The organism is Pseudomonas sp. WS 5021, assembly GCF_012985535.1.
Classification (GTDB): Bacteria; Pseudomonadota; Gammaproteobacteria; order Pseudomonadales; family Pseudomonadaceae; genus Aquipseudomonas.
Window position 1 is genome coordinate 314,804 of record NZ_JAAQWP010000001.1, and the last position, 12,699, is coordinate 327,502.

The window sequence follows — 12,699 nt, forward strand, 5'->3', positions numbered from 1 at the left end:
CTGTAATCGTCGGGGGATTCTAGGGGGTTGGGGCCTTCGACTCCACCTATCGCGTCAATAGCCACCCATTCTCTGTCGGCACCGGTAAGCCGGCTCATCGGCTATAGTGGCCGACGACTCTGGAGGGGGAGACCCGTTGTGCGAATTGCGCTTTTGTTGTGCGCCTGGCTGACCTGCCTGGGTGCCCAGGCGGCCAGTGTGGCTGTCGCGAGCCTGGACCGCGGCACCTGGCCGGAAAAACTCAGCAGCCCGGCGCTGTTCGATGTGGCGTCACGCGCCGAAATCCTCATGTTCGCCAACGCGCTGCTGGCCAGCGAGGCCCTGGATGAGCCGGCCCTCAAGCAGCGCCTGGGGCTGAAGATCATCAATCAGGGGGCCATCGACGACCTGCGTCGCCACCTCTGGCAACGGTTGCTGGAAAACTACGGATTTGCCCAGCAAAGCTGCGAGCAGGACGCCTCGTTCTGCTACCTGGTGGACAACATGGACGACCTGCGCGAGCAGGCCGGCAAGTTCGCGGTGGGCGAGCAGTCCTTCTATATAGGCTGGGCCGGCCCCAGCCGCGCGTTTCACCAGCGCTACCTGGACGAGCTGTTGCGCAAGGCGGCCCTGTTTCCACAGATCAGCAGCGAAGTCGCACGTTTTGGCGATTTCGAGCGCAACGGTGATGAACTCAATGACCGCCTGTTTTTACTGACCTTCGATGGCGGCCCGTCACCGATCAGCGGTAATACCGACTGGCTGGCCGACTACCTGCGCAAGCAAAAAATGACCGCGACCTTTTTTGCCCTCGGCAATAGCCTGCAAACCCGCCTGGAAAAGACCTCGCCCGCCGATATGCAGGCGTTGTACCAGGGCCAGTGCGTGGGCATCCAGGGCTGGCAGTACCGCTCCCATAGCCATTGGGTCGACTGGCAAAGTTCGATCACCCGCACGGCATCACTGACCCAGAACCTGTTGCCGGAAAACTACGTGCCGCTGTTTCGCCCGCCCTACGGCCAGCGGCGGGCTGACAGCCAGGGCTTCTTCCAGGGCCAGGGCCTGCAAGTGGCGCTATGGGATATCGACTCCCAGGACGAGCCCGGCCAGCTCAAGGCCGACGAGTCGGCCCAGCGGGTGCTGACGCTGATGCTGTTGTGGCGCAAAGGGGTGATTGTGTTCCACGACACCCAGGACAAGGCGCGGGTCGCATTGCCGCTGTTGCTCCAGGCAACGGCGCAAAGTGGACTGGGCTGGCAGGACTGTCGGGAGGCGTTTCGCTGAAAAGCGCAAAGGCCCGGCCCTGTTGGGGATGATGGCGTTTCGGGGTGATTTGCTGCGACATTTCGATGCAGGCGGACTTCCGACTTTAGCGGTGTGTGTGGCGGCCCGCCAGTGCTATTCGTCATCCTGAAAAATAAACTTCAAAAAAGCGTCAAAGTGCTTTTTCCTGTCATGGGTTTTGCGGTATTACGAAGGCAGATCGCCGAAACCTGCACCACAGGTGGCGTCTTCCCAGACTCCCTTTGCGGTGTGTTCGGCGGTCGAATCGAGGCGCAGCACTGTTGTGGTATTGCGTCGACTGGCTCCCACAAAGGTGACCGAGTATGGATGATCATGGACGTAACCCTTCTTCCGACCAGCCAATCCTTTATGTGCTTGATACCAATGTATTGATCCACGATCCAAACGCGTTGCTCAATTTCGAAGAACACCACGTCGCCATCCCAATGATCGTGCTCGAGGAACTCGACAAACTCAAAAGCGGGCACCACAGCGTTGCCGCCGAATGTCGCCAGGCGATCCGCCTGATCGACAAGACCCTGGGCGAAGCCTCGCCCGAGGATGTGGAAGTCGGCGTACCGATCCAGCGTGGCAAGAGCGGGCCCAAGGGCTTGCTGTCGATCCTGATGAGCAAGCGCAGCGAACCCAACAGCCTGCTGCCGGAAAACCTCAACGACAACAAGATCATCAACCAACTGATCGACCTGCACGCACGTGACAAGGACCTGCGCCTGGTGCTGGTGACCAAAGACATCAATATGCGCCTCAAGGCACGAGCGTGTGGGATCGCCGCCGAGGACTACAGTACCGACCAACTGGTCGACGACGTATCGATGCTGTCCCGTGGTTATCACACCATGACCGGCTCGTTCTGGGACCGCGTCAGCAAGGTCGAGACCCGCCAGGACCATGGCCGCACCTGGCACCAGGTACAGCTGACCGACAACTTGCCGGCGGTGCATATCAATGAATTCATCATCGACGAACAGGGTTTTGTAGGCTGGATCAAAGAGATCCAGGTCGACAAGCTGCTGATCCTCGACCTTCATCAGGAACCCCTGTTGCACCAGGAAGCCTGGGGTCTGAAACCGCGTGATATCTACCAGAGCCTGGCGCTGTACGCGTTGCTCGACCCGGACATCCACCTGGTCAACCTGACCGGCGCGGCGGGTTCGGGCAAGACCATCCTCGCCCTGGCGGCGGCCATCGAGCAGACCATGGTCACCAAGCGTTATCGCCGCATCATCGCCACCCGCAGTGTGCAGGGCCTGGACCAGGAGATCGGCTTTTTGCCCGGCACCGAAGCGGAAAAAATGGAACCGTGGCTGGGGGCGATCACCGACAACCTCGAAGCCTTGCACATGGATGACGAAAACACCCATGGCAGCGTCGACTACATCCTCAGCAAAGTGCCGTTGCAGTTCAAATCCCTCAACTACATTCGAGGTCGCAGCTTCCAGCAGAGCCTGATTTTGATCGATGAATGCCAGAACCTCACCCCGCACCAGATGAAAACCATCATCACCCGTGCCGGCGCCGGTTCCAAAGTGGTGTGCCTGGGCAACCTGGCGCAGATCGACACCCCTTACCTGTCCGCGACCAGCTCCGGGCTGACCTACCTGACGGAACGCTTCAAGGATTTCCCGAACGGCGTGCACATCGCCTTGCAGGGCGTCCCTCGCTCGATTCTGGCTGAATACGCCGAATCCCACCTGTAACCGCCCAGTGTGGGAGCGGGCTTGCCCGCGATAGCGGTGGGTCAGTCGATGATAAGTTGACTGACGCGCTCCTATCGCAGGTAAGCCAGCTCCCACCTTTTGATCTGCGTTGGGTTTACAATCGGGGGCTTCTGATCAGGAGTATCCCCGTGCTGACTCATCTCGATTCCCAGGGCCGTGCCCATATGGTCGACGTCACCGACAAAAACGTGACGTTCCGTGAAGCCGTGGCCGAAGCGCGGGTGCGCATGCTGCCCCAGACCCTGCAAATGATCGTCGACGGCGCCCACCCCAAGGGCGATGTGTTCGCCGTGGCCCGCATCGCCGGGATCCAGGCGGCGAAGAAAACCAGCGACCTGATCCCCCTGTGCCATCCGCTGATGTTGACGGGCGTCAAGGTTGAGCTGGCCGCCGAAGGGGAAAATACCGTACACATCATCGCCCGCTGCAAACTGTCCGGGCAGACCGGCGTGGAAATGGAAGCGCTGACGGCCGCCAGTGTCGCCGCACTGACCATCTACGACATGTGCAAGGCGGTGGACCGTGGCATGACCATCGAGAACATCCGCCTGCTGGAAAAGCTTGGCGGCAAGAGCGGGCATTTCAAGGCGGACCAGGCATGAGCATCCACGTACTGTTTTTTGCACGCTACAGCGAGGCGGTAGGCCTGGACTCCCTGGAGGTCGAAGGCGACTTCGCCACCGTCGATGCCGTGCGCCAGGCACTGGCCGCAGATCCTGGCTTCGAGGTGCTCAATGAGGCCAGCCTGATGTGCGCGCGCAACCAGGAACTGTGCGCCCTCGACGAGCCTTTGCAGGCCGGCGATGAAGTGGCCTTCTTCCCGCCCGTGACCGGAGGCTGACCATGGCCATTCGTGTGCAAGCCCAACCCTTTGACCCCGGCGCCGAAGTCAACGCCATGCACGCCGCCAATGTAGGCGTGGGCGCAGTGGTGAGCTTTGTCGGCTATGTACGCGATTTCAACGACGGCCTCGATGTGGCGGGGATGTTCCTCGAACACTACCCCGGCATGACCGAAAAGGCCCTGGCCAAGATCGCTGTCGAGGCTGAGCAGCGCTGGCCGCTGCTCAAGCTGGAAGTGCTGCACCGCATCGGCGCCCTGGAGCCTGGCGAGCCCATCGTGTTCGTGGCGGCTGCCAGTGCCCATCGCCAGGCGGCGTTTGATGCCTGTGCGTTTGTGATGGACTACCTCAAGACCCGCGCGCCGTTCTGGAAGAAGGAAAACACCAGTGAGGGGCCGCGCTGGGTGGAGGGGCGCGACAGTGATCATGCGGCGGCGGATCGCTGGTAGTGGCGAGCAGCACCCACTACTAGCTCTATTTGACCTATAAAACCTTTGGTTTAGGCCAAAAGGTTCTGCACAACTGTCAATTCTGACAGTTGTTCGTCATTCTCCTTTAATACTTAATTACACTAACGGGCATTGGGTTTTCCTTTAGAGATAACCAGGCTGTATTAAGTAGTTATGCCTCCGATTGTACTTCATCGAAGATGAAAGTTTCAGGGAGAAAAAAATGACTGAGGAAAATAAACTGTCCAGGCTTTCCCATTTCAGGGTTACATGCCCGGATGGCTCGAACTTTACGGATAATCTTTATGCCAACGGGCGCCATCAATGTGAGGTTGTTGTTGAAGTAATAAAAGAGTGCCCAAATAGAATTGGGGTATGGGAGCGTACTGAATTAACTGATGAAGAAATTGAAAGTATCAGAGTTGTTTCGTTTTTTTCAGAAGATGGAGGATTTTTACCTAGTGGTTGGAGTTGTGATGAGAGAAAAAATATTTACAGTGAAGGGCTTTGGGAAGGTGATAAAAAAGTAGAACTGAAACCAACTGATTATAATCCGGGTCCCCTGGTTCAGAGGGTTTCTCGTTACTTGCGTTTCAGTTCGCAAGGCTCTATGGAGTCAGTCAGACTTGTAGCATGTATGGTTTTGAACGGTCAGGTTTATAAAACCAAGTCGTTGGCGGAAGATAGCGGTTTTGATTCGTCGGTTACCCTCCAGCCAGTGGTTCCATTTAGACTCTCTGTGAAAGATTTGGTTGAGTATAAACATGCAGCAGTTTCGGATACAACGTTCTATGCGACGGTGTATTATTGGACTCCTCCTGCTGGGGTGGTGTTCGTTGCGCAAGAAGGTCTTGATCGGCCGTTGGATATGGACTACGAGGGTGACCATTTTCAGACTGGTTACGCTTATGCAAAACAGGGCAATAACACTCCCCATAAGGGGGGTGTAGTTGTTAATAAGGAGAACTCTCCCGTTATGCGGTCGGATATATTCAAGCCTTACGGTGTTCCGGTTTACAACCATTATGTGCGGACTGATATGCGGCCGACCATCATGAGGGCAATAACGGCACGATCTCTTGCTTTGAAAGTTGATGTTACGCACGACTCGAATAGCACATGGAGTTTGATAGATAATTTTGGAAACTTACATCAGTTTGTATTGGAGTCGGCCGGTGCTAACTATGAAGGCTTGCGTATAAAAGATAAGGGGCCAAACCTAAACTTGACCTATTTCAAGATAAAGCTTCCTAATAATCAAACTTGGACGGATGCTCTTTATAGCAACGGTCGTCATCAGTGCAAGGTCCAGGTCGAGGTGCTATTGGAGCGCGAGGGTGCAGGTCCTGTTCCACTGACTGCAGAGCAGCGTGCTAGTGTGACGATTACACGTTACTCAACAAATGTACACGAAGTATTGCCGCCTGGATGGTCTTGTGATGTTGAAAAAAACATGTTTGACACGGGACGCTGGGTGAGAGATGGCATCATGGAAGATGAGCAACGCAACATAGGCCCGGATGATAATGGTTCGGTACCGTTTTCAGAAATAATTGATCGGTATATGCGTTTCGACTCGACCACTCCGATCGAAACTCAAAAATTCATGGCCAGAATCATAATAGATGGGGTTGTTTATACAACTAATCCGATATCTACTCCAGGTGGTAGTTCAATTGATATTCTTCCGATTAGACCATACCGTCTAAGCGTGCGCGATTTGACAGTTTATCATGATTTTGATGCGCAGCATGATGCTAATAGTGACGCAGATGTTTTTTATTATAATCCACCGGCGGGACTGAGGATTGTCTCCACGATGGGACTTGACAACCCTTTGCAAGTCAATGATGAGGGTGATTACTTTCAAACGTCATTTTCGCAAAGAATCAACAGAGATGGATATCGGTATTGTAAGGCCGGTGTTGTCTTGCAAAAAGATGTGCCAGGCTTGAAGCTGCGGACTCATGATGTTCAGAAAAATGCAAACTTTCGTAATCCTTATATTGAATACAATGTTGTGTCTACTATTTTTCGTGTAGTGAAAATTTGGACAACAAATCCAATTGTTGAAGGTGATACAAAAAGTACATTGCGTGTCTGGGATAATTTTGGATGTGAGCATAGATTTTTTATAGAGAAGGCGGACAGTGGGCGTAGTTTAGAACTGAGAGATGCATGAGTGTGCGATTTCTGATGGCGAGTTCGGGTATGTAGTGTGCGTTTGGATTTAACTATTTTGCTGGTTGTCTGTACAGTTGAGGAGTTAAAAATGAATGTCTATTCTAATGCTTTTAATTTCAGTTCGTATCTCAACGGTTCAGTTGATCCGCGCACGGGGCAGTATGGTGGGCAAATTCGCTTGGCCACTTTGTATCCTGAAGGCCCACAAGAGGTGAGTCGGGATATTATGCTGTCGTTTTCTATGCTTAATTCAATTAATAGCCCTTACGGTATCGGATGGCAGCTCAGTAATACTTCATTTGATTTGGTCAGCCTGAATTTTACCTTGCTCAATGGCGGAAGATATCAAACCAGTGGTCTGCCTTCGGTAGGCGGCACGATGATATTCAAGGATTACAAGTTAAAAGATCTAGTCGTCAAACGGCCGGATACCAATACGCTGCATGTAATTTACAAAGATGGATCTGTAGAAGTTTTACGTCGCACAAGCAGTACTGTGCCGTACCGGATAGACGCTATATTGTTCGAGAATGGCGAGCGCTTGACTTTCCGGTACGGCACTACAGGTTTTTTGGAGCGGATCCTCAACCATAAGCAAGAAGATCTACTTATTCTGACCTACTCCACCGGGCGTTTGTCGTACGTAGATGCTCGGGTCGAAGGGGGGCGTTATGCCCGCATTCAATTTACACAGATCAATAATCTTTTGACGAGAGTGACGGCCCCCTATGATCGTAATGAACCGCCCGGCGCTGCGGCTTATGCGTTTGAATACTGGCCGGAGTTTCGCAACGGCCTGGTCCCTCTTAAGCGAGTTTATTCGCCGATGGGTGGGGAGGAACTGATTAGTTATGAGGAGAACGGGCACCAATATGCCAACAACCAATACATTCCACGGGTCGTCCGTTGGGTGCAGACACCAGGGGCCAGTCAGCCGGACATGATCCGGACCTATGCCTACAGTCAGGGCAAGAATTTTACCGGTTACCCGTTCTCCGGCGGTTTTCGCGAAGGCGAAGACAACCTGTACTTGGTAGGCAGCGCTTATGACTACTGGACCGAAGAGACCAGCCGCAGTGCTAATAATGCGGTGCTGAGCGTCAGCCGCACCACCTATAACAAGTTTCACCTGTTGACCGAAGAACGGGTTACGCGTGAGGGGACGCGGACCCAAATGAACATCACGTACAACACGGTCCCCGGCCTGTTTCCCGCCCAGCCAGCCAATCTCCACCTTGCCAAAACCATCACCAAACGCTATGAGCTAGTGGCTGGTGGTACCCCGAGGGAAGAGATCCAGCAGATAGAAACTGACGACTACGGCAACGAACTCAGTCGCACTGAGCCTTCCGGTATCCGTACCGAATACAGCTATTACCCGATTGCGGGAGAAAGCGGCAAGTGCCCTGCCGACCCCCACGGTTTGTTCCAGCGCTACCTCAAAGAAGAGCGACTCGTGCCCGTAGGAGGCGCGCCTGCCGCGCGGCTCACGGAATATACCCATACACGTGTCCCGCAGACGGGCAGTAGCTATTTTGTGCTGCAGCAATCCATCAACCAGGCTGGTGTGCTGGCCATGCAGCAGACTTATTACCAAACCCCTGTCGAGCTGGCTGGCCGGTTGAAGAGCGCCACCAGTACGGTCGGCGGGCAGGCGCTGACCAGTGAGTTCAGTTACGTGATTCAAGGCGATAATGTGCTCGAAACCCGGCGGCTGAAGGGGCGCGAGGGGCAATGGCTTGAGGCCAAGCGCACGCTTTCGCTGGTCAATCGACGCCTGTTGTCGATGACGCGAGACGGCGAAAGCACTCTGGATCTGGCTTACGACGTCAGTGGCCGATTGACGGTGGAAACGGTTGCTCCCGGCACACCGCAAAAAGCCACGCGGCAATACGCCTACCATTTTGCGCAGGGGGTGACGCGTGCCCATTTGATCACCACGGATGCGCAAGGGATCAAGGCCATTACTTACTATGATGGTGCTGGCCGCCAGGTGGCCGAAGCACAGGTGATCGGCTCGAATCAGGAGCGACCCACTTGTACCTGGCGTTATGACGCGCTCGGGCAAACCGTCGAAGTGGTCGATATGGATTACGTGACCGAAGGGCAACGCTTGTTGAAAAGCACCCACACCTACAACCGCTGGGGCAACGCGAGCCGTGTCACCCACGCCGATGGCCGCGTAGTGATCAATGAGTACGACCCGCTGTTCAATCTCACGGAAGAGGGCGTTGTGGGCGGGGAACGCCGTATTACCTATTTCAATGCCTACAACCAGCCGATCAAGGTCGAGCGCCTGGATGCCAGCAACAATAAAGTTGAAGTGGAGTCGTACACCTACGATGGCCTGGGGCGATGCCTGACGGTATTGGATATCAATAAAACCCTCACTGAGTTGACTTACGACGGGTTTGACCGGCTGGTGACGACCCTGCAGAAACCGGTCGACGGTACCCCGCAGCGGCTGAGTAAAACTGACTACGTCCCAGGAACCAGCAGTGAGTTGGCCAGTGCCATCACCGTCGACGGCAAGCGGTTGGGGGCCCGTACTTACGACAGCCTGGGCCGGATGACCAGCCAGGTGCGTGGGACGGGACAGGCTACGACCTGGGAATACGAGGCCGGTTGGTTTGAACCTATTGCCATGGTTTCCCCCCGGGGTGGGCGCCAGGTCATGACCTATGACAAGCAACTCGATGTGCCGACTCGGATTGAGATGACAGGACTGCCGGTGAGCACCTACCGGTATGATCCGGTGGGCGGAGCATTGACGCGTTCGGAGGCCAATGGCCTGATCCATGAGCTTTTCCAGGATGCCATCGGCCATCCCGAGAAGGACATTCAAACCGCCAGCGGTACGTCGCTGACTTCCCAGTATGGCTACTCCCCCGCAGGGCGCCTGCTGCATCAGACCTCAGCCGATGGCCAGCGCAGTGCGCTTGCATACGATACCCTCGGGCGATTTTCCAAGATGACCACCGGCCCCCTGGTGATCGAACAGACTTACGATACCCTGGGCCGGCCGCAGAACCTGACCACCACCTATGAAAGCACGAAGATTCTCACACGCGTGACCTACGACTCGCTGGGTCGGGAAGCTGAGCGCCGCTTTGAGCAAAACGGTGCATTGTTCCAGGTGTTGGCCAGTACGTATTACGTCAACGGTATGTTGGCGACTCGGTTTCTTCGCAATGCGAGTTCACAGGTGGTCATTGGCGAGACCTTCACCTACGACGCCTACCTGCGGCTCAAGACCTATCGCTGTGAGGGGCCTGAACATCCCAAGGATCACCTGGGCCGGGGCATTGTCGAGGAGGATTACACCTTCGACAGCCTCAATAACATCACGCGGGTCGTCACTGCATTTGCCGATGGCACACAAGACACCTGCCAACGTTATTTTACCGGTACCGACCCCACGCAGTTGACCCGCCTGACCCATACCCGCCCGGTGCAGGATGTCACCCTGACATATGATGCAGCGGGCAATTTGCAGGCGAGCCCAGAGGGCCACGCCTATACGTACAATGGCTTTGAACAACTGACGGCGGTGAAGGCCGGCCCCCTCAACTACAGCTATAAGTACGATGCCGAGGCGCGCCAGGTGCATGCATCCCGGGGCGCTGAACCGCCCGTGATGCTGGCATACGCCGGTCGGCGTCTGGATCTGCTGGTTGAAGGCAGTAAAAAGATCCGTTTCGCTGACGGTGGGGATGAGGTGATGGCGCGCAGTGGTGGCGTGGACGGCCCACAACTGCATATGAACGATGCCAGCGGTAGTGTGCGCGGCCTGTCAACTCCCGGTCAGCCCCATGTCCGCCGGCACTACACGCCCTATGGTGATGCATATATCCCCCTGGATGATGGCAAGGTCCGCAGCATGGCCGACCTGCAACTGCCGGCGTTCAATGGCGAACGTCTGGATGTGCCGACCAACCTGTATTTCCTCGGTAATGGTCTGCGGGCCTACAGTCCTAGCCTGAGGATGTTCTTGCAGCCTGATCTGTTGGGCCCATTTGATGAGGGGGGGATCAATTGCTATGCCTACTGTGTCGGCAACCCGATCAACATGCGCGATCCTAGTGGGATGTGGCCTGGCTGGGTGAAGTGGGTATTGACCGGGGTAGCACTGGCGTTGTCGGTGGTAACGCTTGGGTTTGGGGCTGTCGGTCTTGCGGCCACGGTATCAGCTGCTGCAGCTTCGGCAACGTCAGTTGCTGCGGGGTTAGCTGCGGCAACAGTGGCGATGACCGCTGTGGGGGCGCCGGTCGTTGCGGGGGTTTTTGCGGGCGCGGCAGCCACTGCGACTGCGGCTGGCGCTACGATTGCCGCTGCCGCCGCTGCCGCCACAGGGTGGGTTATCGCCTCCAAGGCAGCGATCACCGTCGGAGCGGGGCTCGGTGTTGTCGGCGGGACGTTGAGTGTCGCGGGGCTGGCTACTGCCGAGGTCGATAAAGCCATGGGGTGGGACCGTTCGCACATCATCCGTAGGCTGGGGTGGGCCTCCCTCGGGTTTTCAATTGCCTCGTTGGTAGTGGGTATTGGGGGGGCTTATACCTCGTGGCACATGACCTACACCTCTGCGGCCTCAAAGGCGGCCGGAACCGGAAAACTGCTGGAAAGTCCCGCCGCCTTGGGGTTAATCGCGGGGGGCAAACGCATGTTGGGCTTATCCTACAAATTCACCGATAAATGGGGCATCACCCCATACAGCCAGCTTTTTGGGGCTACACGGGCTGTATTGAGATTTACCAATCTGGGGCGCTCGATTCAAGCGAGAGTCGGCTCACCGGCCACACCTCGACCGGAAGGCGGCGGCCCTGCTCCAGCCCAACCCCAGTCACAACCCACTGCCAGTCGAGTGGTCGATATGCCCGGCAGCAGCGCCGGCTTCTACCAGTCATTCAGAGAGGAAGCCTCGCGCATTCGCCAGCCCATCCTGGGGGAATTGTATCGAGGGTAGTCTTGGCAAACGCCGCATTAACCCAGACGCCGGGGCGACAACATCGCCTCGTTCAACCCCGCTCCCACCAACGCTTCGGGTAACGCCAGCCCACGCACCAGCGCCGCGCTGGCCTGGCCCATCGCCGGTGAGGTCTGGATGCCGTAGCCACCCTGGGCCGCGACCCAGAACAAGCCCTCTACCTGCGGATCAAAGCCACACACCAGGTCGCCATCGCTGACAAAACTGCGCAGCCCGGCCCAGGTGCGCGTGGGGCGGCGGATGCTCAGGGTGGTGGCCTGTTCGATGTGATAAATCCCCGTGGCGATGTCCAGTTCTTCGGGTTGCACGTCGTGGGGCTCGACCGGGTCGGCATTGGCCGGGGAGCCGAGGAACATGCCGGCGTCGGGCTTCATGTAGAACGAGCCGTCGAGGGCGGCCAGCTCCGGCCAGGCATGGATATTCACGTCTGCCGGCGGGGCGAAGATAAAGGCACTGCGGCGCTTGGGTTGCAGGCCGATTTTTTCGGCGCCGGCCAGTTCCGCGACTTGGTCGGCCCAGGCCCCGGCGGCGTTGATGATCACTGGGGCACTGAAGCGCTGTTGCGCGGTGCGCACTTGCCACTGGCCTTGATCGTCACGGGCCAGTTTCTGCACCTCGTTGTCGGTGTGGATTTGCCCGCCATTGCGCCGAATGCCACGCAAGTAGCCCTGGTACAGCGCGTCGGTGTCGATATCGCAGACCGTCGGGTCGTAGATCGCGCCGTGGACTTTTTCCGCGCGCAGGATCGGCAGCATGCGCAGCGCCTGCTCGGCACTCAGCAGCCGCGTCTCGGGCACCAGGGCCTTGGCGCTCAGGTATTGGCGCTGCAACTCGTCAGGATCGCCCACCAGGTCCACCAGCAGTTCGCCACGGGGCGTGAGCAAGGGGTGTTCGCTGAAACCTGCGGGCGGATGATCGAAAAAGTCGCGGCTGCCCAGGGTCAGGGCGCGCACTTGCGGCGTGCCGTAGGCCGCGATGTACAGGGCGGCGGAGCGGCCGGTTGCGTGATAGCCCGGCATGGACTCACGCTCCAGCACGATGACGCGGGCGTGTCGGGACAGCCAGTAACCGGCGCTGGCACCGGCGATGCCGCCGCCGATGATGAGGTAGTCGGCCTGGTTCATGGGTTCCTCCTTGAATATAAAAGCGCTGAAAGCCAATGTGGGAGCGGGCTTGCTCGCGAATGCGGTGTGTCAGTCTCTGGATATATTGACTGATCCACTGCATTCGCGAGCAAGC

Annotated in this window: 8 protein-coding genes; 7 read left to right on the forward strand and 1 reads right to left on the reverse strand. The window is 56.9% G+C overall.

Annotated elements, in window-relative coordinates; genetic code table 11:
* Positions 1 to 138 precede the first annotated feature (138 nt).
* The 7 genes from HBO19_RS01470 to HBO19_RS01500 all read left to right on the forward strand — a co-directional run bounded on the left by HBO19_RS01470 (position 139) and on the right by HBO19_RS01500 (position 11,439).
* On the forward strand, positions 139 to 1,263 hold the full coding sequence (locus tag HBO19_RS01470) for a polysaccharide deacetylase family protein (protein WP_170056771.1): 1,125 nt from the start codon (positions 139 to 141) through the stop codon (positions 1,261 to 1,263).
* 323 nt (positions 1,264 to 1,586) lie between these two features.
* Positions 1,587 to 2,981: a PhoH family protein gene (locus HBO19_RS01475; RefSeq protein ID WP_169954541.1), complete on the forward strand. Its 1,395-nt coding sequence runs from the start codon at positions 1,587 to 1,589 to the stop codon at positions 2,979 to 2,981.
* Between the two features lie 149 nt (positions 2,982 to 3,130).
* Positions 3,131 to 3,604 carry a cyclic pyranopterin monophosphate synthase MoaC gene (gene moaC, locus HBO19_RS01480; RefSeq protein ID WP_170041779.1) on the forward strand — a complete coding sequence of 158 codons (474 nt, stop codon included), beginning with the start codon at positions 3,131 to 3,133 and terminating at the stop codon, positions 3,602 to 3,604.
* A complete protein-coding gene (gene moaD / locus HBO19_RS01485) occupies positions 3,601 to 3,843 on the forward strand; it encodes a molybdopterin converting factor subunit 1 (RefSeq protein WP_169954540.1) in 243 nt (80 codons plus the stop codon). The genes moaC and moaD overlap by 4 nt, the downstream gene beginning before the upstream one ends.
* A gap of 2 nt (positions 3,844 to 3,845) precedes the next feature.
* A complete protein-coding gene (gene moaE / locus HBO19_RS01490; protein WP_169954539.1) occupies positions 3,846 to 4,292 on the forward strand; it encodes a molybdopterin synthase catalytic subunit MoaE in 447 nt (148 codons plus the stop codon).
* A gap of 223 nt (positions 4,293 to 4,515) precedes the next feature.
* A complete protein-coding gene (locus HBO19_RS01495; protein WP_170056772.1) occupies positions 4,516 to 6,474 on the forward strand; it encodes a hypothetical protein in 1,959 nt (652 codons plus the stop codon).
* A 36-nt stretch (positions 6,475 to 6,510) separates the two neighbouring features.
* Positions 6,511 to 11,439: an RHS repeat-associated core domain-containing protein gene (locus HBO19_RS01500; RefSeq protein ID WP_346266475.1), complete on the forward strand. Its 4,929-nt coding sequence runs from the start codon at positions 6,511 to 6,513 to the stop codon at positions 11,437 to 11,439.
* 17 nt (positions 11,440 to 11,456) lie between these two features.
* Here the strand turns inward: HBO19_RS01500 and HBO19_RS01505 are convergent, their stop codons facing one another.
* Complete coding sequence (locus HBO19_RS01505; RefSeq protein ID WP_170056773.1) at positions 11,457 to 12,584, reverse strand: FAD-binding oxidoreductase; 1,128 nt, start codon at positions 12,582 to 12,584, stop codon at positions 11,457 to 11,459.
* Positions 12,585 to 12,699 lie beyond the last annotated feature (115 nt).